20 protein-coding genes are annotated in these 23,039 nt (G+C 63.5%); 14 read left to right on the plus strand and 6 right to left on the minus strand.

The genetic code is table 11. The features are described from left to right. Window positions 1-117: 117 nt before the first annotated feature. Entirely contained in the window at window positions 118-1,452 is a 1,335-nt protein-coding gene (locus tag BJ6T_RS34020) for a PQQ-dependent sugar dehydrogenase (RefSeq protein ID WP_014497122.1), read from the minus strand. Between the two features lie 236 nt (window positions 1,453-1,688). Between BJ6T_RS34020 and BJ6T_RS34025 the strand changes: the two genes are divergently transcribed. The 3 genes from BJ6T_RS34025 (at window position 1,689) to BJ6T_RS34035 (ending at window position 4,244) form a co-directional block, all read left to right on the plus strand. Then, window positions 1,689-2,879, plus strand: coding sequence for a urate hydroxylase PuuD (locus BJ6T_RS34025; RefSeq protein WP_014497123.1), 1,191 nt, complete (start codon window positions 1,689-1,691; stop codon window positions 2,877-2,879). Window positions 2,880-3,031: 152 nt separating this feature from the next. Further along, the gene (locus tag BJ6T_RS34030; RefSeq protein WP_014497124.1) at window positions 3,032-3,889 is read left to right on the plus strand and encodes a VOC family protein; all 858 of its coding nucleotides are present in this window, start codon (window positions 3,032-3,034) and stop codon (window positions 3,887-3,889) included. Between the two features lie 79 nt (window positions 3,890-3,968). Next, window positions 3,969-4,244 (plus strand): hypothetical protein, encoded by a 276-nt coding sequence (locus tag BJ6T_RS34035; RefSeq protein WP_014497125.1) that lies wholly within the window; start codon window positions 3,969-3,971, stop codon window positions 4,242-4,244. Here the strand turns inward: BJ6T_RS34035 and BJ6T_RS34040 are convergent. Then, entirely contained in the window at window positions 4,241-4,582 is a 342-nt protein-coding gene (locus tag BJ6T_RS34040) for a L,D-transpeptidase family protein (protein ID WP_028169773.1), read from the minus strand. The genes BJ6T_RS34035 and BJ6T_RS34040 overlap by 4 nt on opposite strands. A 176-nt stretch (window positions 4,583-4,758) precedes the next feature. On the opposite strand from BJ6T_RS34040, the gene BJ6T_RS34045 reads away from it, so the two are divergent. Beyond that, window positions 4,759-5,706 carry a lytic transglycosylase domain-containing protein gene (locus tag BJ6T_RS34045; protein WP_014497127.1) on the plus strand — a complete coding sequence of 316 codons (948 nt, stop codon included), beginning with the start codon at window positions 4,759-4,761 and terminating at the stop codon, window positions 5,704-5,706. Between the two features lie 38 nt (window positions 5,707-5,744). On the opposite strand, the gene BJ6T_RS34050 is transcribed toward BJ6T_RS34045, so the two are convergent. Continuing rightward, a complete protein-coding gene (locus tag BJ6T_RS34050) occupies window positions 5,745-6,719 on the minus strand; it encodes a Bug family tripartite tricarboxylate transporter substrate binding protein (protein WP_014497128.1) in 975 nt (324 codons plus the stop codon). A gap of 418 nt (window positions 6,720-7,137) precedes the next feature. On the opposite strand from BJ6T_RS34050, the gene BJ6T_RS34055 reads away from it, so the two are divergent. The 5 genes from BJ6T_RS34055 to BJ6T_RS34065 all read left to right on the plus strand — a co-directional run bounded on the left by BJ6T_RS34055 (window position 7,138) and on the right by BJ6T_RS34065 (window position 11,980). Further along, window positions 7,138-7,743: a hypothetical protein gene (locus tag BJ6T_RS34055; RefSeq protein WP_014497129.1), complete on the plus strand. Its 606-nt coding sequence runs from the start codon at window positions 7,138-7,140 to the stop codon at window positions 7,741-7,743. A 29-nt stretch (window positions 7,744-7,772) separates the two neighbouring features. Further along, entirely contained in the window at window positions 7,773-8,012 is a 240-nt protein-coding gene (locus BJ6T_RS49275) for an HGGxSTG domain-containing protein (protein ID WP_080593909.1), read from the plus strand. 371 nt (window positions 8,013-8,383) lie between these two features. Continuing rightward, window positions 8,384-8,638, plus strand: a complete 255-nt coding sequence (locus BJ6T_RS46165; RefSeq protein ID WP_014497130.1) for a hypothetical protein — start codon at window positions 8,384-8,386, stop codon at window positions 8,636-8,638. Between the two features lie 44 nt (window positions 8,639-8,682). Beyond that, window positions 8,683-9,039 (plus strand): hypothetical protein, encoded by a 357-nt coding sequence (locus BJ6T_RS44070; RefSeq protein ID WP_014497131.1) that lies wholly within the window; start codon window positions 8,683-8,685, stop codon window positions 9,037-9,039. 403 nt (window positions 9,040-9,442) lie between these two features. Continuing rightward, on the plus strand, window positions 9,443-11,980 hold the full coding sequence (locus BJ6T_RS34065) for an AAA family ATPase (protein ID WP_014497132.1): 2,538 nt from the start codon (window positions 9,443-9,445) through the stop codon (window positions 11,978-11,980). Window positions 11,981-12,262: 282 nt separating this feature from the next. On the opposite strand, the gene BJ6T_RS34070 is transcribed toward BJ6T_RS34065, so the two are convergent. From BJ6T_RS34070 to BJ6T_RS46170, 3 genes are all read right to left on the minus strand, one after another. After that, the gene (locus BJ6T_RS34070; protein ID WP_014497133.1) at window positions 12,263-15,445 is read right to left on the minus strand and encodes an efflux RND transporter permease subunit; all 3,183 of its coding nucleotides are present in this window, start codon (window positions 15,443-15,445) and stop codon (window positions 12,263-12,265) included. A gap of 1 nt (window position 15,446) precedes the next feature. Further along, window positions 15,447-16,700 carry an efflux RND transporter periplasmic adaptor subunit gene (locus BJ6T_RS34075; RefSeq protein WP_014497134.1) on the minus strand — a complete coding sequence of 418 codons (1,254 nt, stop codon included), beginning with the start codon at window positions 16,698-16,700 and terminating at the stop codon, window positions 15,447-15,449. 321 nt (window positions 16,701-17,021) lie between these two features. After that, on the minus strand, window positions 17,022-17,405 hold the full coding sequence (locus BJ6T_RS46170; protein ID WP_141379174.1) for a hypothetical protein: 384 nt from the start codon (window positions 17,403-17,405) through the stop codon (window positions 17,022-17,024). 134 nt (window positions 17,406-17,539) lie between these two features. On the opposite strand from BJ6T_RS46170, the gene BJ6T_RS34080 reads away from it, so the two are divergent. The 5 genes from BJ6T_RS34080 (at window position 17,540) to BJ6T_RS34100 (ending at window position 22,992) form a co-directional block, all read left to right on the plus strand. Further along, complete coding sequence (locus tag BJ6T_RS34080; protein WP_014497135.1) at window positions 17,540-18,784, plus strand: MFS transporter; 1,245 nt, start codon at window positions 17,540-17,542, stop codon at window positions 18,782-18,784. A gap of 327 nt (window positions 18,785-19,111) precedes the next feature. After that, complete coding sequence (locus tag BJ6T_RS34085; protein ID WP_014497136.1) at window positions 19,112-19,876, plus strand: outer membrane protein; 765 nt, start codon at window positions 19,112-19,114, stop codon at window positions 19,874-19,876. A 179-nt stretch (window positions 19,877-20,055) separates the two neighbouring features. Next, on the plus strand, window positions 20,056-21,249 hold the full coding sequence (locus BJ6T_RS34090; RefSeq protein WP_014497137.1) for a M20/M25/M40 family metallo-hydrolase: 1,194 nt from the start codon (window positions 20,056-20,058) through the stop codon (window positions 21,247-21,249). Beyond that, on the plus strand, window positions 21,246-21,791 hold the full coding sequence (locus tag BJ6T_RS34095) for a hypothetical protein (protein ID WP_014497138.1): 546 nt from the start codon (window positions 21,246-21,248) through the stop codon (window positions 21,789-21,791). The genes BJ6T_RS34090 and BJ6T_RS34095 overlap by 4 nt, the downstream gene beginning before the upstream one ends. A 112-nt stretch (window positions 21,792-21,903) precedes the next feature. Beyond that, window positions 21,904-22,992: a mandelate racemase/muconate lactonizing enzyme family protein gene (locus tag BJ6T_RS34100; protein ID WP_014497139.1), complete on the plus strand. Its 1,089-nt coding sequence runs from the start codon at window positions 21,904-21,906 to the stop codon at window positions 22,990-22,992. Window positions 22,993-23,039: the final 47 nt, after the last annotated feature.

The raw sequence follows: 23,039 nt of genomic DNA on the forward strand, positions 1-23,039 counted from the left end.
TGCTCTCCCCCAAAGAACGCTCTACCTTGGCTAGTATCAACTGTCGTTGCAAGTAGTTTCGGCGGCTTTCACCCGTTGTTAAGGGCGGTCGACAAGATAGCGACGCCATATCCAAATTTATGGGTGGCTCACCCGCCAGATCGTGCCGTTGCCATCTTCCGAGACCAGCAGCGCCCCATCCTTCGCGACCGCAACGCCGACCGGCCTTCCCCACACGTCCGTGTCACTCACCACAAACCCCGTGACGAAATCCTCGTACTCGCCCGTCGGCACGCCGTCCTTCATCCGGATGCGGATCACCTTGTAGCCGGTGCGCTTCGACCTGTTCCAGGAGCCGTGCTCGGCGGCGAAGGCCTCGCCCTGATACTCCGGCGGAAACTGCGTGCCCTGATAGAACGTCATGCCCAGCGACGCCGAGTGCGGCTGCACCAGCACATCGGGCACCGTCACCTTGTCCTTCAGATCCGGCCGCGCGCCGGTGTGGCGCGGGTCCTCGTTGCCGCCGATGTAGAACCACGGCCAGCCGTAGAACGCGCCTTCCTTCACGCTGGTCACGTAGTCCGGCACGAGATCGTCGCCGAGGCCGTCGCGCTCGTTGGTCGAACACCAGGGCAGCCCGGTCTGCGGCTGGATCGCAAGACCGACGCAGTTGCGGATGCCGGTTGCATAGATCTTCCGCTCCTTGCCATCGGGATTGAAGGCCAGCACGGTGGCGCGCTCGGTCTCGCTCGCCCAGGCCGCGCCAAGCGGTTGCGCCTTCGACCACACCTCCAACCCGCCCGGCGGCGTACCCATGCCCTCGGCGACGTTGCTGAGAGAACCGACCGAGACCAGCATGCGCTTGTTGTCGGGCGTGAAGACGATGTCGCGGGTGGAATGGCTGCCGTCCTGCGGCAGGCTTGCCACGATCGTCTCCGCCCTGCCGCGCGCCTTGAGATCGCCGGCCTGATAGGGAAAGCGGACGACGCTGTCGGTGTTGGCGATATAGACCCATTGCGGATTGTCGCCGTTCGGAAAGAAGGCGATGCCGAACGGCCGTCTCAATCCGCTGGCAAACACCTCGTTGGTCGCGACCTTGCCGCCATCCCCGGCGCGCAGCACGCGGATGGCGTCGGCCCGCGTCTCCGCGACGAAGACATCGCCGTTCGGCGCAACCCTCACGATGCGCGGTGCGCGCAAGCCTTCGGCGAACAGCTCGATCTTGAAACCTGCCGGCACCTGGGGCGTGGCCTCCGGCGGGCGCGACGCCACGCGCGCGGTGCTCGCAACCGACCGCGTCGCGCCGGGCCTGACGAGATCCTGCGGCCGGATCAACCTGACCGTGCCCGGCTTGTCGGCCTGCCAATCGCCATAGGCGTCCTTGCCCTGCAGAACCGGCTCGGCCTGCGCGCTGGCAGCAACCGCGACCAGCAATCCCGCAACCGTTGCTGCGGACGAGATCCTGCTTTTCACGTCGTCTTCCTCCCAGCCTGCGCGTCCTGAACGTCGACGCTGATTGATCCGCAAATGTTCTGCGGCAGTTCAAACGCCTGCCGAATCCCTCGTCAGCTCATGCCCGCACGATGTGCATCAGCCGCGGCCCATCGTACTGGAAAATGCGGCAGATCGGTGCGACACATTGTAAGGGCGCGACCGCCGGTTGCGGTCATCAAAGCTGCGGCATCCTGGTCGCAATTGATGGGGTGATCATGTGGGGATCCATCATATCGGAATGGGCGAGCCTGCTGCTGCGCTGGCTGCACGTGGTGGCGGCGATCGCCTGGATCGGCAGTTCCTTCTACTTCATCGCCCTCGATCTCAGCCTGAAGCCGAAGACTGACCTGCCGGACGGCGTGCAGGGCGAAGCCTGGCAGGTCCATGGCGGCGGCTTCTACCGGATCATGAAATATCTGGTGGCTCCGAGCCAGATGCCGGAGGAGCTCACCTGGTTCAAATGGGAGGCCTACACCACCTGGCTGTCCGGCTTCGCGCTGATGGTGGTGGTGTACTATCTCGATGCCGACCTGTTCCTGGTCGACAAGGCGATTCTCGACCTCACACCAATCCAGGCCGGACTGTTCAGCTTCTGCAGCCTGGCTTTGGCATGGCTGCTTTATGAGGCGGCCTGCCGCACCGGGCTTGCGCAGCGCGAGCTGCCCTTTGCCATCGGCGGCTATCTATTTTTGGTCGCGCTCACTTACGCCTTCACCCACGTCCTGAGCGGCCGCGGCGCCTTCAACCAGATTGGGGCGATCATCGGCACCATCATGGTCGCCAACGTGTTCGCGCTGATCATCCCGAACCAGAAGAAGATCGTGGCCAGCCTGATCGCCGGGCAGTCGCCCGATCCGAAGCTCGGCAAGACCAGCAAGGAGCGCTCGGTCCACAACAACTACCTGACGCTCCCCGTCGTCGTGCTGATGATCAGCAATCACTATCCTCTGCTCTACGCGACGCGCTTCAACTGGATCATCGTCGCGATCATTCTGGCGCTCGGCCCCGTGATCCGCCACTTCTTCAACGAGCGGCACGCGGGGCGCAAATCGCCGTGGTGGGTGTGGGGTGTCGCCGCATTGGGCGTGATCGCGATCCTGCTGCTCTCCGCCGCCGGCCCTCGCGAGGTCAAGACGGGCGCGCTGTCGGCGCAGCCGACGCGCGCCAATGTCGAGGAGATCGTGATGTCCCGTTGCAGTATGTGCCACGCGGCCGAGCCGGTCTGGGCCGGCATCGTGACCGCGCCCAAAGGCATCTTGCTCGACGCGCCCGAGCACATCCATCGCAACATCCGCCTGATCGGCCGCGTGGCGGCGTGGTCCAATGCGATGCCGCCGGGCAACATCACCGACATGACCAGCGAGGAGCGCGCCATTCTCGCCGCCTATATCGAGCAGACGCAGTGACGCCATCGCGCGTCGATACCGCATTTCGCGAAATGAAATTCCGCATCCGCCCCCGATTTGAAAATGACTTGATCGCCTAACCGGCGTAGACAGGGCCAGCGGCCGCTGGCGCGGTCCAGATCGAAATTTGCATTTGCTGCGGGGAAAGAACAGTGGCCCTCAAGAACATCATCGGTATCGACCACGCCGTGGTCATGGTTCGGGACCTCGACAAGGCCGCCGAAAACTACAGGCAGCTCGGTTTCACCCTGTCGCCGCGCGGCACCCACAGCGCGCATATGGGCACCGGAAATTACACCATCATGTTCGACCCCGACTATATGGAGCTGCTCGGCGTGCTGGTGGCGACCGAGCACAACGCACCTGCCCGCGCCTTCGTCGACAGGCACGGCGAGGGCATCGAGCGCATCGCCTTCACGGCGATCGACAGCGCGGCCGGCGCGGAGGAGATCCGTGCGCGCGGCCTGACGCCGATCGGCCCGACCGATTTCGAACGGCCGGTGACGCTGCCCGATGGCACGATCTCGGCGGCAAGATTCCGCACCTTCATGTGGCCGACCGCGGAAGCCCCCGGCGGCGTGCGCATCTTCGCCTGCCAGCACAAGACCCGCGAGACGGTGTGGATTCCTGAATTGATGAAGCACGCCAATGCGGCGAAACGGATCAGGCAGACGCTGATCGCAACGCCCGAGCCTGCGCAGGATGCGGCGCATCTCGGCCGCCTGATCGACCGCGAACCGAGGACGGAAGCCGACGGTGCAGTCGCCGTGCCGTCCGGCGGCGACCGCGCCGACTTCGTCTATCTGACGCTGGAGCAGCTCGGCAGACGCTATCCCGGCGTACCGCTCGCGGGTCTTTCCGCGCGCGGCGGCGCGGCCCTGGTCCTCGTCAGCGGCGATCTCGCAGCCACCGAGAAGGCGCTGGGTCCGGCTGCGTTGCGCAGCGGGGCTGCGATCTGCGTGCCGCCAGCCAAGGCCAACGGCACCCTGCTCGCCTTCGTTGCCGGCTGATTTGAACTAATTCTTTAACGAGCGTTTACCGGGCAAGCCTAGGATTTTCGGACTTTCCACGCCGCCCGAGGCCAAGCGCATGTTCAAAGAGGAATCGCCGATCGCCTATGACGCGCCGGCCGAACTGAAGAAGTGGCCGTCGCTGAAAGGCGAGAGACAGAAGGACCGGGGTCCGCCTTATCTCGTCTACAACGGCACGCTCGCCGACTGCGTTCGCGTGCTCATGGATAAGCCGATCAAGGGCATCTCGCTCTACGACATCATGACGAAGCCGCAAGCAGCGTTCGCCCAGACCGTGCTGTCGCCCGGCGATGCCGCCGAGATCGCGATGCGCAAGGATTTTCCCAAGGACTAGTTCGAGGACGAATTCGAGGCGCGCTTGACGTTGTCGCCTAGCGTGCGCACGTCCCAATTGGTCAGCCTGATGCAGCCATGCGATGTAGGCTTGCTGACCTTGTCAGACTCCGCCGTCCCGTGCGCGTTCTCGCCGAGCTTGCCGTCGATCTCGCTGGGCGAGAACTGCGGACGGTCCAGCATGACCTGAAGCTTCACCACGGCTGCGTTGACTTTGTCGGTCGCAGGCTGTCTTGCGGGACGCACGGCGTCGTTCACCGCGGTGGCATCGAGATTGCTCGCGAGCGCCGGACAGATCACGCACAGCGTCATCACCGCGCCAAGCATCCATCGCTTCATGTCGCGCGTCCCAATTCATCGCTCCGCGAAACCGCGGAGAGTTTCGCCGCGGGAACACCGTAGTAACACCGACGGAACCGGCGAGACCGCAGCTTTGCCGCAATCGGACGGTTAACAACTCCTTATTGCCGGCGCAGCGCTGGTCGTTCATCCCACAGTTCGAGGTTGTCCACGCAATGCGATTTGTCGTCGCGGCCTGCGCCGCGTTTCTGATTCTGATGTGCGACCTCGATCCGCCGGCGTCCCGGCAAACATCAAGCTTCGACCACGCCGTTCTTCAAACCACCCAAGCCTCACCACTTGTTCCGGTGGTCGAGCTCTTCCTTGCCAGCGTGCAAGCCATCGAGCTCGCCAATGCGCGCGCGGCCTATGAGGAGACACACGAGCCGCCGCGCGTCGCCGACACGGCCGTGCAGGCGCCGGTTTCGCCGACCGAACGATTCTGCCACGCGCTTCGTGAAGCCGCTGAGGCGAGCGGCATTCCAGTGCCGTTCTTCGCGCGTCTGATCTGGCAGGAGAGCCGCTTCAAATCGAACGAGGTCAGCCAGGCCGGTGCACAGGGCGTTGCGCAGTTCATGCCGGAGACTGCCGCCGAAGTCGGGCTCGACGATCCCTTCGATGCGATGAAGGCGCTGCCGGCTTCGGCCAGATTCCTGCGCAAGCTCCGCGACGATTTCGGCAATCTCGGCCTCGCCGCAGCCGCCTATAACGCAGGCCCCGGCCGGATCCAGAAGTGGCTTGCCAAAGAGAGCGAGCTGCCGCGCGAGACCCGCGACTACGTCCGCATCATCACCGGCACCAGGGCCGAGGACTGGACCGAGCGCGCGGAGGCGCTTGCGATCCGGATCGACCTGCCGCGCGAAGCCCCATGCGAAGGCATCGGCAGCCTGTCCAAGACAAAGGACGTCGCCTGGGTTCCGGTGAACCTGACGGCTTCAGCTGCCACCATCATTCGCAAGGGCGAGCAATTGGCGGCGCGTTTGACGGCCAGCCGTGCGCGCAAGCGGCTCGCATCCTTGATCCGGAAGACCAGGCACGGCGAGGCGCGCGGCATGATCGCAGCGCGCGCGGCCGGAAAGAGCGCAAAAGCCCGCGCCGTGCGCCTCGCATTGAGCGAGCGCTGATCCGCCACCGCAAGCAGATCTTCTCGCGGTGACGCCCCCTACTCCGCCTTGATGTTCGCGGCCGCGACGACCTCGGCGAGCTCCGTGGTCTCCTTTGCGATCTTCGCGGCATAGTCGGCAGGGCTCAGCACGCTGACGACGCCTTGCGACTCCAGCCGCTCCTGCACCGCCGGATCCCTGGCGGCGGCGACGATCTCGCGATGGAGCGTCTCGCGGATCGGCGCGGGCACGGCCTTCGGCATGAAGAAGCCGACCCAGAACGAGATATCAAAGCCGGGATAGCCGGCTTCCGCGACGGTCGGCACGTCAGGCAGCGCCGGCAGCCGCTCGGCCGATGACACCGCGAGCGCGCGCAGCTTGCCGGCCTTCACCAATGGCACGGCGGACAAGGGATCGAACACCGCCAGGACTTCCTGCGCGAGGATGCCGACCTCGGATGCCGCGCCGCCGCGATAGGGCACGTGGATCAGCTTGATGCCGGCCTTCTGGCTGAGCAGTTCCATGGCGAGATGGGCAAGGTTGCCGTTGCCGCCCGAGCCGTAGGCGAGCGCGCCGGGCGCGGCCTTCGCCGCGGCGACGAAATCGGCGACGGTGTTGATGTTGGCCGTCCTGGGATTTTCGGGATTGACCACGAGAACCAGCGGCGCCGAGATGACGGTGGTGAGCGGCGCAAAGTCTCCTTGCGGATCGTAGCGGGCATCCTTGAACAGCGTCTTGTTGAGCGTGATCGTGGACGAGTTGCAGGCGAGGATGGTGTAGCCGTCCGCGTCCGCGCGCGCCACGCCCTCGGCTGCAATCATGCCGTTGGCGCCGGCACGGTTCTCGACCACGAAGGGCTGGCCGAGCTTGTTGCTCAGCCGGTCGCCGACGATGCGCGCGACCACATCGACCGGACCGCCCGCGCTGAAGCCGACCATGATCTTGACCGGACGCGCCGGATATTTTTGCGCGAGGGCCTCGGTCGTCACGCACAATCCGGCGACAATCGCCAGCAGGCGAAGCGTTCGTTGCATTCGTTCTCTCCCCGGACCCGCGCTGCCGCTTTTGCATGGTGCGGCGCCTCTGGAGATCATGATTAGCGGCCGCACCGGATTTCGCAATCGCGTTTGCACGCCGGCATTCCGTCGCGCGGCACGCGAGAGCCGCATCCAAACAAAAAACGCGAAAACAACCCCATGCACAGTAGCCGGCCCCTGTCAGGACAAGGGCTTGCGCAATGCAAGCGAATTCTGATAAAGCGAAGTGCAATTTGACACGTCGGGCAAAACACCGGCATGATGGCATCATCGCAACAATCGCCAGCGTCCATGCCGGCCCTGCCAGGGCGGCCACGACCTGGTTGCGCGTAAACCCTTCATCGACTTCCCGAAATTTGCATCCGCGCGCCGCAAGCGAACGGTCGCTCGCACGCGCCGACAAAGGACAAAGCACATGACGACAGCACCGAACCGCCCCACCACCTCGTCGCTTGCGGCAAACGATCGCGGCAGCTTCATCGCGAGCCCGCGCATCAGGCTCTACAAGCGGCGCATTGCGATCAAGCATCCCGATCCGCAAGCCGGCGAAAGACTGCTGGCCGACGCGCTTGGCGCCGTCGACCGCGACGCGCTGCACGGCATTCTCAAGCAGCTCGTGAAGGCGAGCGCGATCGGGCACAAGCCGGACGAGGCCAATCTCGCCTTCATGGTGTCAATGATCAGGAGCATCGCGCCAAAGGATTCCATTGAGACCATGCTGGTGTCGCAGATGGTCTCCGTCCACGTGGCGGCGATGCGCTGCGCCTGTCGCCTCGCCTGCACCGACGATCTTGCGCAGCACGAGAGCGCCGCGCGCGCATTGACCCGGCTCTCCCGCACCTTCGCCGCCCAGGTCGAGGCGCTGAGCCGTCATCGCAATAGCAACGAGCGCGCGATCACGGTGCAGAACCTGTCCGTGCAGGACGGAGGACGTGCGATCGTGGGGAATGTCACGCAGCACACTGGCCTGATCGTCGCGGAGGCAGGCCCGAGCGAGGCAAGGCAAGGGGCGAGCCTGTGACCAGCCGTCACGCCCGCAACACGGGCGCAATGCGAGAGAGTCCGCGCTGCGGCGCCAGGACACGCAACGGCACCGCCTGCCTCGCGCCGGCGGTGCATGGCAAGACCCGCTGTCGCATGCATGGCAGCGTCGCGAGATCAGGCGCACCGAGGGGAAATCAGAATGCGCGGAAGCATGGGCTATTCACGCAAGACAGGATCGCGGAACGAAGGGCGATGCGGGCGCTGCTGGGCGAGACGCGGAAGCTGCTGCAACAACTAACCCGATAGGCGGACATCGTCAGACCCGACGGGCAAGTCTCGAACGGGCCACAACCGGACCCTCGGGCAACGCTCAATCTGCTGGCAACCATACGGGAAATGGGGTGTCGACCATCGGAGCAGGCGGATTTGTGATCTCGCACGGAGATACCCCAGCGTCGTTGAGTTTTGCGGGCCGGACGGCGCGATGGGGAGCAAGCACGCGCTTACGCGCAACTCGATCTCTCTAGCATGGGACGGAACTCGTGATTATACGACGCGCCGACCTCGCGCATGGTTGAAACGATGTGACGGAATGTTCCTTTAATCAGTCGATCGCCTCTCCATCTTCACGGAGAGTACAAGCGTCGTTGGCTGTTCCTATCCGATGGAGAAATTGAATGAGCGAGGTTAAACTTCTCTCGACCGCATTGATCACCGTAGCCATGCTTGCGGCTCCGGCGCTGGCTCGCGAAAACCATATGACCTCGCGGCATTTCACAGAGAGCGCCGACGCAAATACCACAATCGGCGTGGGTCATAATGACTGGCGTCCCTGCTACGGTAACCGCGCCAGCGAATTCTGCGGTTACGGGGACCGGGATGTGTGGAGCCACTGGGGCGGTTACTACGGTCCCATGGTTCACGCGCCTTGATGTGTTCGGCGTGCGGGACTTTCCACTGCGGGATCAGGAGTAAGATGAACAATCACCTTCGGCATGCAACGCTTGCTGTATTCACTGTCATGCTGCCGATCTTTACAATCGGTCACGCTGGCGCCCACGATTATCAGCACCCCGAGTTGAACAGCTGGTATGAGAGCTTGCACAGTGGCAAAGGGCCTTGCTGCGATGGCAGTGATGCGAAGCGCGTTGATGACGCCGATTGGGAAACTAAGGACGGTCACTATCGCGTACGCCTTGATGGCGAGTGGGTTGATGTACCGAACGAAGCTGTCGTAGATGGACCGAACCGCGCTGGCCATACGATGGTCTGGCCTTACTACCTAAATGGTCATCCGAAACCGCGCTGCTTCATGCCGGGGAGCATGGGCTGATAGCGAGCGCAGAGCCGGCCAGCAGTTCCCGCTAAATTAAGGTGCGCCGTTCATAGGCTGAACTATCGCAACACAAGTGCGGTGCAAGAGTCCGGTTGTGGGCCACGAGCGGTCATCAATGTGGTGTTGTGACGCGGTGGTCTGAGGATGCGGAACTGGTGAAAGCACAACCTTTGGTGTATTGGTATCAGTAGCTCGCGTGGACGCCCCTTCAGCTTGGACGCGCTATCGTAGGTTGTGCCCTTGAGAGCACCGTCCGCGGTTGAGACGAGCCTTCGACTGAGTTTCGTTGCCCATGACTGGCTGAGGCGTTCAAGCGTGCACCACGGCTACGGCGAGATACCTGTAACACCAAGCATGACATGATCCAGGCATTACACCTGAACACAGGGGCAACGACGTCATGGATCCGTACAACTATCCGTATATTCGGGACAGAGTCGTCATCAACGCCTATGTGCAGAGCTTCTATAATAACTTTGTAGGATCGGGGCCCGTCTTTCTACTTGGGCGAGTTGTGATCCATGAGGTTGACCTCATAGTCGGTCAGAGGCCCCTGATCATCATCGCCGACGAGTATCACGGCAACGGAAAGATGATTAACGCCAGGGGGGCATACCCCAGCGGGGGTGGCGGCACCGTCATTGTCCGGTGCAAACGATCAACCGGCGCCTATGTCAGCGTGTCTGGTGGCCACGGAGCCGCCGGCGTCACGGGAGCCGATGGCACCGTAGGCGTGCCCGACACCATTATCGAGGGATACTGGATCACGGTCCCCGATCCCTGGCCCATGGAAACCACACATGAGGAATGGGTTCCCGGCGAGATCATTCCCGGCACGCCAGGAAGTCCTCCCAGCGCGGGCACCCCCGGCGGACCAGGAGGAAATGCCGGCACGCTGACCTTTACGACCATGACCGAGGATGGCTTTCCCGCACTTGAAGCAGAGGGCGGTGGCGGTGGTGCGGGCGGCGCCGGAGGGTTCCTGGGTGACGAACAAGCCTCGTCCGGTACGGACGGAGCTTCGGGCATCTCGTCGGCCATCGCTTACACCATTGTTTCCGAAGAGGAGTTCCTGGCGCTTGTGCGCAGCAATCTTGGCGTTTACGCCAATTACTGGGCCCCGTTCCGTATTGCTGTCGGGGACTATTTCTATCACAGGTACAACTCTCGCGTCGCCGATCGTGCAGGATATCTGACGCTTGCTGCAGGTGAGCTCGCGGCCGCGCTGCAGTTTCAGCCGGACAATGTGGAGGCCCTTCGTCTGCAAAGACAGATGGTGGGCTTTCCTGAGCCCGTTGCAGGGACGGACGAGGTGGTGTGGAAGGGCGGCGGCAACAACGCGCTGGGCCTGCCGCGCCAGATGGACCTGCTGCCGCGGTTTGACTACTACATCGCCGCCTATACCGGCTTTGGGTCCCTGACGCTGAGCTTCCTGACCATCGGCACGCAATGGCTTTTGGGTGCGGAGGGAATCGCGGCCATGAATGAATTTGCGGCGCAGCAACTCACGGAAGTCCTCGCGGCGCGCGCAAACAGCAGTGACGAGCTCGACATAGCGAAGACCGAACTGAAGAATTCGGCTGACGAAGTCACCTATGCGAAGCAACGGCTCGACAAGGTGACCGCCGAAATTCAGACGGCGCTGCCGGTGATGGCGACCAAGAGTTTCTCTTTCGGCGGATTCCTCGGCACGGTGGCGTCGATCGGCGCGGCGGTGGTGAGCATCGTAGCCGCTATCCCGACAGCCGGCGCGAGCGTCGTTGCGCTTGCGCCGTCATTGGTCGCGCTTTCCAACTCCCTCAGCGACAATGCGGAACCGATCGTGAAGGCTCTGATCGACGACGCAAAGGTCAAGAACGCAGACCTCGAGCAGGTCAAAAAAGCCTACGAGAAGGTGGGCAAGAACGTCGACGCTGTCGTAAAGGGCGGCAAGTCCATCGTGAGCTTCGTGAAGCTGGTGCAAAGTCTCAACGCCACCGCGGCGCCGGACAGCTCCAAATATGTCGCGCTGGTCAAACAGGGTGCCGAGCTGGCTCACGAACTGATGCTTGCCGGGAACCGGGCGACCTTGGCCCAGCAGCGTCTTGACGCCGCAACCGCCAAACTTGCGCGGGCCGAAGCGGTGGTCGCATCGGTGAATAAGCTGATATCCGACCTGCAGAACAGGCAGCACACGATTCGGCAAGTTGGACTGGCGGCCATAGACATCGCAGCCTCAAAGGCCCAATCGCTGCAGACACTGGCCTTCCGGGCGCAAAGATCGGTCGAAATATATACGCTCGACAACCAGGAACAGAACGTCTTCCTGGATGCTGGAATGATTAGTCCGGACGTCAGCCGGGCCTTCTACGAAGGCGAAAAGGACGAAGCCGCTCTCGCAAACGCCTTGATCGCGTCCTGGGGCGGAATTTTGAACCCTGTCAATATGCAGCTGTCCTATATCTCCTACTTTGACGCGAGGCCCGACTGGGACACCCATAGGCTCTCGTTCACGGACGGTCCGGAATTAACATCGCTCCGCAGTACACATAGCTTCAGCTTTCGGCTTGAAGCGACGGACCTGCCCGAAAGCCACTTTGAGACCAAGGTCAAGAACGTGCTCGTCTCCTTTGTTGGAGCGCATAATCAAAGCGGAGAGATCTCGTGCATGGTGCGGCACGGCGCGCAGTACGAGCAGCGTCGACTGGATGGAACGGTTGAGGTGCAGCATCTGGCGCCCCAGACCATCAATCGCCGCGCGGAAACGACGCGGCTGGAACGCCCCGTCGAGAACACCGACCCACCGATCGATGCTCCTACGTCATTGGCCATCTGGGGCCGCGGCGTGGGCGGAGATTGGGACGTGACGATTGAGCCGCACGAAATCGAAGCGGGCTCGTTGGACTTGAGCGGACTATCGGAAATTCAGGTTTGGATCGATTATCAGTTCACTCGCTAGCAATACCGTTTCACGGCCAGGCTCTCTGATGCAGTGGAGGACCGCTTCGGGTCATTCGCATCTATCGATGCACTCCTCGGTTTCTGTCAGCTCCCCTGAGAGCCGACATGTGAGTGCCGGCAGAGCCACCATCAAGAACTTGCTGATTGACCTCCCACCTCGTCACTATTACTGGTTGCAAGACATCTTGCAGTGCAACGGCTTTCCGAACGGCCCGATGACATGGACCTTTGCGCCCATCGCAGCGCCGTGCTCGCCGCCGTCGGCGCGGATGTCAAACAGTCACTCCGCCGCGAAGACCCTTGATTTCTTCCGGTCCAGCTTTTTGAAGACGTCCAGATCGCCGTCGTCGACAACGTCCTCTTCCTGAGGATCGCTTGCTGCGTGTCGTTTCGGACTGAACCATTGCGAGACACGGTCCAAATAAAGATAGACAACCGGCGTGGTGAAGAGCGTCAGGACCTGGCTGACCAAGAGACCGCCGACCATGGCGTAGCCCAGCGGCTGACGCAGTTCCGACCCGGTGCCGTGGCCGAGCATCAGCGGCACGCCGCCGAGCACCGCCGCCATCGTGGTCATCAGGATCGGGCGGAAGCGCAGCAGGCAGGCCCGGCGAATGGCCTCGACCGGCGACAGGCCCTGATCCCGCTCCGCCACGATCGCGAAGTCGACCAGCATGATGCCGTTCTTCTTGACGATGCCGATCAGCAGAACGAGGCCGATGAGACCGATCAGGCTGAAGTCGAAATGGAAGATCAGCAGCGTCGCCAGCGCGCCGACACCGGCCGATGGCAGGGTCGACAGGATCGTCAACGGGTGAATGTAGCTCTCGTAGAGCACGCCGAGAATGAGATAGACCACGATCAGCGCCGCCACGATCAGCAGGGGCACCGAGGACAGCGACTCCTGGAACGCCTTCGCCGTGCCTGCGAAAGTCGAGGTGATCGCGGCCGGCACGTTCATCTGCTGTTCCATCGCCTCGATCGCCTGGGTCGCCTGGCCGAGTGCGACGTTGGGCGCGAGGTTGAAGGAGATCGTCACCGCGGGAAACTGGCCCTGATGGTTGATGGCCAGCGGACGCACCGGCACCGTGGTCCACTTGGTGAACGCCGACAGCGGCACCTCTCCCCCCGTCGTCGGGGAACGCAGGTAGATCTGCTCCAGCGTGGACGGATTCTTCTGCAGCGAGGGCAGCACCTCGAGGACGACATAGTAGGTCGACAATTGGGTGAAGTAAGTCGCGATTTCGCGCTGCCCGAATGCGTCATACAAGGTCGCGTCGATCACGTCGGGCGTGATCCCGAAACGCGCGGCCTGATTGCGGTCGATCGACAGCGTCAGCGTGGTGCCCGACGTCTGCTGGTCGGACGCGACATCGCGCAGTTCGGGCATCCCTTTCATTCTGGCCAGCAGCTTCGGTGCCCATGTGTTGAGCTGGTCCATGTCGGTCGACTGCAGGGTGAACTGAAATTGCGTACGGGACGCCCGGCCGCCGACACGTACGTCCTGCGCCGACTGGAGATAGAGCCGCGCACCCTGGACCTTCGCCGTCTGGACCTGCAGACGACGGATGACCTGGTCGGCCGAGTCGGTGCGTTCATCCCGCGGCTTCAACGTAATGTACATCGTGCCGTCGTTGAGCGTATTGCCGCTGCCGCCCATCCGCATCGCCATGTGGTCGATCGCCGGATCCTTCAGCACGATCGCGCCGATCTCCTGCATGTGCTTCGCCATATCGGCGATCGACACGTCCTGCGACGTTTCGACGATTCCGGTGATCAACCCGGTATCCTGCTGCGGAAAGAACCCCTTGGGGATGATCACGAAGAGATAGACCGTCAGCGCGATCGTCGCGAAGAACACCATCAAGGTGATGAAGCGGAAACGCAGCACGAGGTCGAGGCCTCGCTCGTAACCGTTCACGAGGGCCTGGAACATCCGCTCGCTGAGCATAAAGAGCCTGCCGTGATGCTCCTCGTCGTGCGATTTGAGGAAGCGCGACGCCATCATCGGCGTCAATGTCAGCGATACCAGGGCCGACACGGCGATCGTCATCGCGAGCGTCACCGAAAATTCGCGGAACAGGCGGCCGATGATGCCGCTCATCAGCAATAGCGGAATCAGGACCGCGATCAGCGAAATCGAGATCGAGATGATCGTGAAGCCGATTTCGCTGGCGCCCTTGAACGCGGCGGCCATCGGCGTCTCGCCCTCCTCGATGTAGCGGGTGATGTTCTCCAGCATCACGATGGCATCGTCGACCACGAAGCCGACCGCGATGGTGAGGGCCATCAGTGACAGATTGTCGAGGCTGTAGCCGGCTATCCACATCAGCGCGCAGGCGCCCAGCAAGGCAAGCGGCACCGTGATCGACGGAATGATGGTGGCCCAGACGCTGCGCAGGAAGACGAAGATCACCATCACGACGAGGCCGATCGTCAGCAGCAGCGTGAACTGCACGTCCTTCACGGCCGCGCGGATCGTCTGCGTGCGGTCCGACAGCACCGAGACCTTGATGGCCGGCGAGATACCCGCCTGCAGATGCGGCAGCTGCTTCATGACGCTGTCGACGGTGTCGATGACGTTGGCGCCCGGCTGCTTGAAGATGACCAGGAACACGCCGGGCTTGCCGTCAACCCAGCCGTATTGGGTATTGTCCAGCGGTGCACTCACGGCATGGCCGATGTCGCCGACACGGACGGGACTGCCGTTCCGATAGGCGATGACGATGTCGTTCCAGGCCTCGGCCTTGGTGAATTGGTCGTTGGCATAGACGGTGTAGGTGCGCGTGTCGCCGTTGAGGGTTCCCTTGGGATTGTTGACGGTGATCACCGACAGCGGGGTGCGCACGTCCTCCAGCGACAGGCCCTTGGCGACCAGCTTGGCGGGATCGATCTGGACACGGATCGACGGTGCCTGCTGTCCACCGACGCTGACCTGGCCGACGCCGCTGATATGGCTGATCGCCTGCGCGAGCTTGGTGTAGGTCTCGTCGGACACCTGCGTCATCGGCAGCGTCGTCGAGGTGGCGCCGAGCGTGAGAATGGGCGAGTCGGCCGGATTGACCTTTCGGTAGGTCGGCGGGGTCGGCATGTTCTTGGGCAATTGCCCGCTCGCCGCATTGATGGCGGCGAGCACGTCGGAGCCAGCACCGTCGATGTTGCGCGAGAGATCGAACTGCAGGACGATCTGGGTCGAGCTGGTCTGGCTCTGCGACGTCATCTCCGAGACGCCGGGAATGAGCGCAAATTGCGATTCGAGCGGCTGCGCTACCGATGACGCCATCGTCTCCGGATCCGCGCCGGGAAGGCTGGCCGAGACCTGGATGGTGGGGAAGTCCACTTCCGGCAGCGGCGCCACCGGCAATTGCGGATAGGCGATGATCCCGACGAAGACGATGCCGACCATCAGCAGCGACGTCGCGATAGGGAGGCGAATGAAGGGAGCCGAGATACCGCCAGCCATGTCAGTCCGCCGATCCGGTCTTGGTTCCGCTCGTGGTTCCGCCCGTGGTTCCGCTCTTGGCCTGAGAGACCTCGGCGCTGGCATTTGTCGTCGGTGCAATCGAAGCGGCCGCATCCGCTTCCTCGACCAGCGCACCATCGAACAGGCGCGACTGCCCGGCCACCACGATCCTGTCTCCGACGTGCAGGCCTTCGGAGACCACGGCATTCGCGTCGCCGCTCTGGCTGACCTTGATCGGCCTGGCGCTGACCTTGCCATTGTCGCCGATCACATAGGCGAACAGACCCGACGGCCCGTGCTGCACGCCATCCTGCGGCACGACGATGACGTCCTTGCGCGTATCGATCAGCATCCGCGTGGTGACCGACAGGCCGGGCCACAGCGCGTTGTCCTTGTTGTCGAAGCGCGCTTTCAGGCTGATGGTCCCGGTGGCCTGGTTGACCGAATTGTCCATGACCACGAGCCTGCCTTGCGACAGCGTCCTGGTTCCGTCCGAGGTCAGCGCCTCGACGGGCACCTCGCCGGCGTCAAAGGCCTTGTCGATGGCCTGCAATTGCTCTTCAGGCTCCGTGAACTGCACGGCAATCGGCTGCAACTGGGCGATGGTGACGATCCCCGTCGTATCCGCGGCATGCACGATGTTGCCGGGGTCGACCAGCCGGAAACCCGTTCGTCCGCTGATCGGCGCCTTGATCGAGGTGTAACCGAGATTGGTCTGCGCATTGTCGATGGCGGCCTGGTCGCCCTTCACCTGCGCGGTCATCTGATCGACCAGGGCCTGCTGGGTATCGAGATTTTGCTGGGTTTCGAATTGCTGCTTCGCGAGCTTCTGAAATCGCTCCAGGTTCAACCGGTCGTTCCTCAGATTGGCCTCGTCCTGGGCCTTCTTCGCCACCGCCTGCTCGAGAGCCGCGGTGAAGGGGCGTTGATCGATCTCCAGAAGCGGATCGCCCTCCTTCACCATCTGCCCCTGCTTGAAGAACACCTTGATGATCTGACCGTCGACGCGGCTCTTGACCGTCACCGTCTTGAACGGCGAGACGACTCCGAGTCCGTAGGCGCGCACGGGAAAGTCGGCCTTCTTCACCACGAACGAGGTGACGGGAATCTTCACCGCGGCCTGACTGGCAGCGCTCTGGGCGGCCGCCGCGGCCGGCTTGACGCCCCCGAGGAGCTCATACCATACGCCATAGGCCACCGCGGCTATTGCAAGGATTCCAAACAGCGCAACGCTGAGCTTCGGTCGCGTTGACAAATTGATGGCCCTCTAACTGTTTGTACCTGCCTTCAGATAAGCTTCAGATAAGCCGACTGATTGCAGGTGAAACCGCCGCCTCGAATTGGAAGTATCGCGGACAAAATCCCAGCGTCAAAATGACGATCGCGTGCGAGAATCTGTACAAATTTTCATGTTGGCTCGCTGCAAGACGCAGTCGGTGAATCAAAGCCGTCCAACGAAGGACAGGCAGAAACAAACAGAAACGAAATGGAGAGACGTGAGTGGTCACCGCGGCATCACGCTGAATTGCGCCAGCGCTCGCGAATTTCAGGATCGCTCGCCTCAAGCCAGGCCTTATCATTGAAATCCAGCGAGCGCTGCTTGATGGGAACGAGGCGCGAGATGAAGGCTGATCAACCGAACCACCGGGGAAATGTCGTACCGTTTCGAACGCGATCGGGAGGCGGCAGAGATCCGGTTGATGATGCACGGCCCGGCAACATTTTGCGCATGCTCGACCTCTCGAAGTTCGAACACCATCGCGCCGCTGTCGAGAACCGCCCCAGCATGCGTTCCAACATCGCGGCGATGGTCTTGCTCGGACTTCTCGTATTCATTGCAACAGAGGACTTTTCCAGACTCGAGCAATCGAACCTGTGCTTCGATAAATCGGAATGCAGGAATTGAACAGCGTTCGTCATCAACTGACGACGTAACGACGAATCGCAGTTTCAGCGGCATCGACGCAGGACCTGGCTCGATCAGCGGGGCTCCGGAAGACATAAAGCATCGCGCACCGGACCGGCCCCCCCCCCATTGGCACAGTCCCGCCAATCGTGTAACCCGGCCGAAACCCTCGCCGGGACGGGACGCTGATGAGTGCGGTTGCCACTGATAACGCGGGAGATGGCACCCGCGCGCTGATCTTTGCGCTGCTTGCGCTCGCCTGCGGGCACATGCTCTCGACCCTGCTGCGCACGATTCCCGCCGTCAGCCTCGACCTGATGGCGGCGGATTTCCACATCGAGCCGCAGGCGCTGGCGAGCCTCACTTCGGTCTATCCCTTTGCCTTTGCCGCCGCACAGATCCCGGTCGGCGCGGCGATGGATCGCTTTGGCGTCCGGCCGGTGTCGCTGAGCCTGCTTATGGGAACCGTGATCGGCGCCATCGCGTCGGGATTCGCGACGGGGCCGGAAAGTTTCGCGGTCGGGCAGGTGATGCTGGGCATCGCGACATCGGGCATGCTGATGTGCCCGATGACGCTGGCGGCCAAGCAATTGTCGGCGGCGCGGTTCGGGCTGTGGTCCGGCGCGATCCTCTCGATCGGCAATATCGGCATGCTGCTGTCGTCGAGCCCGCTCGCCTTCGTGGTCGATCATTACGGCTGGCGCGCCGGATTCTGGATCTCCGCGCTCGGCGGCGTCGTCGTCGCGCTCGCCGTGTTCTTGCTGGTGCCGAGGCAGCCGGCCGAGCACAAGGACGAATCCTCGCCGCTGTCGCAGATGATCGAGGTGCTCAGGCTCGGATTCTCGCGCCCCCTGCGTGGCCTGATCGCGCTGGCGCTGGTGTCGCTCGCGACCTCGCTGGTGCTGCGCGGCCTGTGGGGCGGACCTTGGCTGATGGAGATCAAGGGACTGACGCGGGTCGAGGCCGGCAACCAGCTCGGCGCATTCACGCTGGCGATGATCGCAGGTCCCCTGTGCATCGGCATGATCGACCGCGGGCTCAGTCGCCGCCGCGAGCTGGTGGCGGGCACGCATTTGGTCGGGGCGCTGCTGCTGGCGCTGATGGCGCTGGGGGCGCCGCATTATGCGGTCTCGATCCTGTTCGGCGTGCCCGTGATGCCGCCGCAATACGACCTCGTGCTGTTCGTGCTCATCGGCCTTGCGACCTCCGCCCAGCCGCTGCTGTTCGGCATGTCGCGGCAGCTGGTCGATGCGCAAACGGCGGGCAAGGCGCTCGCGGCGATCAACCTCGCCTTCTTCCTCGGCGCGGCGCTGATGCAGTCGATGACAGGCGCGGTGGCGGCGTTCGCGGGGCTGCCGGCGGTGCTGCTGTTCATGGCGGCGGCGCTACTTCTGGGTGCGCTGATCTTCCTGGCCTATACGCGCGCTGCGTGAAGCAGCCCCGCACAACAGCGTGGCGCAGGGGATGCTTCATTTTCCCTGCCGATGACGTCGCGAGCAGTCAGCCGGCTACGCCCCGCTCAGCGCACTGTCACCGAACTTTCCGATTCTTCCTGTCGCGCCAGCCTCTGTGAAAAGTCGCAACCTGCAGTGGCCGTTTTTCCGCTGTGGCCCAGTGGGTACAGCCGCCGCGTGACTCGCCGGATAGTGTGACCCGATCGCGAAGTCGGAAAACTCACCAAGTGAAGTCGCTGGCCTGTGCGATGCCGACCCGCACGATGCGCTTCAGGCCATTGCCGTTAGTTGAAGGAAAATCCTCGCATGACCACCAAGACCCTTTTCAGCGCCATTGCGCTGGCCGTTTCGACGTTGACCTCGGCCATGGCGGCGGACGTGACGATGCCGTACAAGGCGGCGCCCGCGGCCGCGGCCTTCTCCTGGACCGGTTGCTATGTCGGCGGCAATGTCGGCGGCGGCCGCGGGGTCAACGAGCAGCAGCCCATCGTCGGGCAAGACTTCACCGCCAATCACAACAGCGGCTGGCTCGCCGGCGTGCAAGGGGGCTGCGACTATCAGGTCGGCTCGCTCGTGGTCGGCGTCGAAGGCCAGTTCGATTGGGCCGACATGAAGGACACCAGCACGACACTGATTCCGGGCGGCGCCATCGGCTTCCTGCTGACGACCCAGCTCGATCGCGTCGCCACCGCGACGGGCCGCATCGGCTACGCCTTCGATCGCGTGCTGTTTTACGCCAAGGGCGGCGCCGCCTTCGCCCACTTCAACCATCAGATGACGCAGACCGATTTCGCCGCCCTCTCGGTTGATTTCAAGGGTTCGCGCGACGTGACGGGATTCGTCGTCGGTGCCGGCCTCGAATATGCGCTGCTGCCAAATCTGTCGCTGAAGGCCGAGTACAATTATTTCGACTTTGGCACGAACGGCTACACCCTGAACTGCTCCGGTAATCCCGGATGTGCCGGCATTCCCTTCTTCCCGGCCAGCGTCCGGCAGAACATGCAGACCGTCATGCTCGGCGTGAACTGGCGATTCAACACGGCTGGCGCGCCGCTCGTCGCCCGATACTGATTGGTGTGCCGAAAGCGTCGGCGGCGCGTCGTGTTCGGCGCGCCGCCGCAAACAGCCGCCGTGGCTTTGATGCGGTCGTCCCTGCCCCGCCCTAAAACTCACCGGACTGTCCGAGAGGCCTTGCGAAACACGGCGCAGCGAAGGATGCTGACGCGTACCGTGCATCAAAGGACCATCTCATGCCTGTCGATACCAAAGCCGCCACCGATCGCCTCATGCGCTTCCTCGCCGTCGAGGGGGTCACCGGACAGGAGGCGGCGATCGGGCGGGAGCTCACGGCCGCTCTGAAGGAGAGCGGCGTGCCGGCCAAGGCTATCAGGCTCGACGACGCCAACACCCGCATTCCCGTGCCGACCGAGACCGGCAACCTGATCGTCGACCTGCCCGGGCGCGGCGCGCTGCACAACCAGCCGCGCATCATGTTCATGACCCACATGGACACCGTGCCGCTGTGTGCCGGCGCCAAGCCGAAGAAATCCGGCCGCAAGATCGTCAACGAGGCCAAGACCGCGCTCGGCGGCGACAACCGCTGCGGCTGCGGCGTGCTGGTGACGCTGGCCGCCGAGCTCGCCAAGCAGAAGCTGGATCACCCCCCGATCACGCTGCTGTTCTGCGTGCGCGAGGAGAGCGGGCTCTACGGCGCCCGCCACGTCAAGCTGGACGAACTCGGCTCGCCGGCGATGGCCTTCAACTATGACGGCGGCTCGGCCTCCAACGTCATCATCGGCGCCGTCGGCGCGGACCGCTGGAATGTCGAGATCTTCGGCCGCGCCTCGCATGCCGGCGTCGCACCGGAGCGCGGCATCTCCTCGACCATGATCATGGCGCTCGCGCTCGCGGACGTGAAGGCCGGCGGCTGGTTCGGCAAGGTGGTGAAGGGCAAGAGCCAAGGCACCAGCAATGTCGGCCCCGTCACCGGCGGCGAAGGCCGCCCCGCGGGCGATGCCACCAACGTCGTCACCGACTACGTCCATGTGCGCGGCGAGAGCCGCAGCCACGACGGCAAGTTCTTCAAGGAGATCACCAAGGCCTACAAGGCCGCGTTCGAGAAGGCCGCCAAGAAGGTGACGAACGCGCAGGGCAAATCCGGCAAGGTCAAGTTCAAGGCCGAGACCGACTATTTTCCGTTCCGCATGAAGGACAACCTTCCGGTCGTCAGACGCGCGGTCGAGGCGGTGTCCGCGGTCGGCGGCACCCCGAACGTCCGCACCGCCAATGGCGGCCTCGATGCCAACTGGATGGTCCGCCACGGCGTTCCCACCGTGACCTTCGGTGCCGGCCAGAACGAGGCGCACACGATCGACGAGTGGATCAACCTCGACGAATACGACCGCGCCTGCGCGCTGGCCGTGCAGCTCGCGACGATGCGGTGAGACGCGTGGTTCGGGTCGCGCTCGCGGGATTTGCACTTCTGGCGCTTGCGAGCGCGGCTGGCGCGGAAGAGGACAACAGCGCCTTGCTGGTTGATCTCTTCGCAAAGATTTGCGCGCCCAAGCCAGCCACGCCGAGCCAGGTTGAGCGCATCGCAGGGGGGCTGGGTTTTGTCAGTGACGGCGGCCCGATCACGGCCGAGATGGAACGTGGGCCTAAAATTGATATTCTCTACTCGGCGAAGCTTATCAGGCGGGGCGAGAGGCTCGGCAGCATGACGGTCTATTTCGCAGGACCTGACGATGGTCCGAGCGTGACCTGCACGGTGTCGGCCGTCGGCGTCTCGGCCGACACGCTGCCCGGGCTGATCGAAACATCATTGAAGGCTCGCGAGCGGATCGACGAGCCGTCCAACGACGACAATCATCATCGGGCGAGCTGGCATGTCGGCGCCGGCAGCGGCGAAGCGCTTGAGATGTCGGTGTGGCGAACGTCGCCGCATCGGGCCTCGATCAGCATCAATTATTTCGCCACCAAACGGTGAGCGGGATCACCCGCGCCGCGCGGCCTTGTTACGCGTTGCGGACGCGTCTGGCACATCTACAATGCTGCCTACCTTACGAACGACGAACCAAAAAGAAAAATCGGGAGCAAACATGCCGCGCATCACGAATATCGAATCCGCCCTTTACCGGATCCCCCTCCCCGTCACGCTGTCGGACTCCACGCATGGCGAGATCGCGGCGTTCGAGCTGATCACCTGCCGCATCCGCGATGCCGACGGCGCCGAAGGCGTCGGCTACACCTACACGGTCGGACGCAATGGCGGGGCGACTGCGGACATCCTCAAACGCGAGATCCCGCCGCTGGTCGAGGGACGCGAGGCCGACGACACCGAGGCGATCTGGCATCACGTCTGGTGGGGCCTGCATTATGGCGGCCGCGGCGGACCGGCTGTGCTGGCGCTGTCCGCGCTCGACATCGCGTTGTGGGACCTGAAGGCGCGGCGCGCGAAATTGCCGCTGTTCCGCCTGCTCGGCGGCTTCGATGCGCAGGTGCCCTGCTATGCCGGCGGCATCGACCTCGATCTCTCCGTCGAGGCGCTGCTCGCGCAGACCGACGGCAATCTCGCCAAGGGCTTTCGCGCCATCAAGATGAAGGTCGGCCGGCCCGATCTCAAATCCGACGTCGCGCGCGTCGCGGCGATGCGGCAACATCTCGGCGACGGCTTTCCGCTGATGGCGGACGCCAACATGAAATGGACGGTGGAGGAGGCGATCCGCGCCGCCCGCGCCTTCGTCCCCTACGACCTCACCTGGCTCGAGGAGCCTGTGATCCCCGACGACGTCGCGGGCCATGCCCGCATCATGCAGGCCGGCGGCGTGCCGATCGCGGCCGGCGAGAATTTGCGCTCGCTGTGGGAGTTCAAGAACTACATCGTCGCCGGCGCGGTGTCCTATCCCGAGCCTGACGTCACCAATTGCGGCGGCGTGAGCGCGTTCATGAAGATCGCGCGGCTGGCGGAGGCGTTCAATCTCCCGGTCACCAGCCACGGCGCGCACGACATCACGGTGCATTTGCTCGCGGCCTGCCCGAACCGCTCGTACCTGGAAGCGCATGGTTTCGGGCTGGACAAGTATATCGAGCACCCGCTGGTGCTCGCGGACGGCAAGGCCGTGGCACCGGACCGGCCGGGCCATGGCATCAGCTTCGACTGGAACGGGCTGGCGAAGCTCTCACCGTAGGGACGCATTGCTGCACGAGAGGCATTCCGAGGGGCTTGATGCGGCCG

The organism is Bradyrhizobium japonicum USDA 6, from assembly GCF_000284375.1.
Taxonomy (GTDB): Bacteria; Pseudomonadota; Alphaproteobacteria; order Rhizobiales; family Xanthobacteraceae; genus Bradyrhizobium; species Bradyrhizobium japonicum.

What these genes read in the sequence shown, in the direction of transcription:
- BJ6T_RS34025 (WP_014497123.1), top strand. Translation starts at nt 1,689, where the DNA reads ATGTGGGGATCCATCATATCGGAATGGGCGAGCCTGCTGCTGCGCTGG.
- BJ6T_RS34035 (WP_014497125.1), top strand. Translation starts at nt 3,969, where the DNA reads ATGTTCAAAGAGGAATCGCCGATCGCCTATGACGCGCCGGCCGAACTG.
- BJ6T_RS34040 (WP_028169773.1), bottom strand. Translation starts at nt 4,582, where the DNA reads ATGAAGCGATGGATGCTTGGCGCGGTGATGACGCTGTGCGTGATCTGT.
- BJ6T_RS34045 (WP_014497127.1), top strand. Translation starts at nt 4,759, where the DNA reads ATGCGATTTGTCGTCGCGGCCTGCGCCGCGTTTCTGATTCTGATGTGC.
- BJ6T_RS34050 (WP_014497128.1), bottom strand. Translation starts at nt 6,719, where the DNA reads ATGCAACGAACGCTTCGCCTGCTGGCGATTGTCGCCGGATTGTGCGTG.
- BJ6T_RS34055 (WP_014497129.1), top strand. Translation starts at nt 7,138, where the DNA reads ATGACGACAGCACCGAACCGCCCCACCACCTCGTCGCTTGCGGCAAAC.
- BJ6T_RS49275 (WP_080593909.1), top strand. Translation starts at nt 7,773, where the DNA reads ATGCGAGAGAGTCCGCGCTGCGGCGCCAGGACACGCAACGGCACCGCC.
- BJ6T_RS46165 (WP_014497130.1), top strand. Translation starts at nt 8,384, where the DNA reads ATGAGCGAGGTTAAACTTCTCTCGACCGCATTGATCACCGTAGCCATG.
- BJ6T_RS44070 (WP_014497131.1), top strand. Translation starts at nt 8,683, where the DNA reads ATGAACAATCACCTTCGGCATGCAACGCTTGCTGTATTCACTGTCATG.
- BJ6T_RS34065 (WP_014497132.1), top strand. Translation starts at nt 9,443, where the DNA reads ATGGATCCGTACAACTATCCGTATATTCGGGACAGAGTCGTCATCAAC.
- BJ6T_RS34070 (WP_014497133.1), bottom strand. Translation starts at nt 15,445, where the DNA reads ATGGCTGGCGGTATCTCGGCTCCCTTCATTCGCCTCCCTATCGCGACG.
- BJ6T_RS46170 (WP_141379174.1), bottom strand. Translation starts at nt 17,405, where the DNA reads ATGCCGCTGAAACTGCGATTCGTCGTTACGTCGTCAGTTGATGACGAA.
- BJ6T_RS34080 (WP_014497135.1), top strand. Translation starts at nt 17,540, where the DNA reads ATGAGTGCGGTTGCCACTGATAACGCGGGAGATGGCACCCGCGCGCTG.
- BJ6T_RS34085 (WP_014497136.1), top strand. Translation starts at nt 19,112, where the DNA reads ATGACCACCAAGACCCTTTTCAGCGCCATTGCGCTGGCCGTTTCGACG.
- BJ6T_RS34090 (WP_014497137.1), top strand. Translation starts at nt 20,056, where the DNA reads ATGCCTGTCGATACCAAAGCCGCCACCGATCGCCTCATGCGCTTCCTC.
- BJ6T_RS34100 (WP_014497139.1), top strand. Translation starts at nt 21,904, where the DNA reads ATGCCGCGCATCACGAATATCGAATCCGCCCTTTACCGGATCCCCCTC.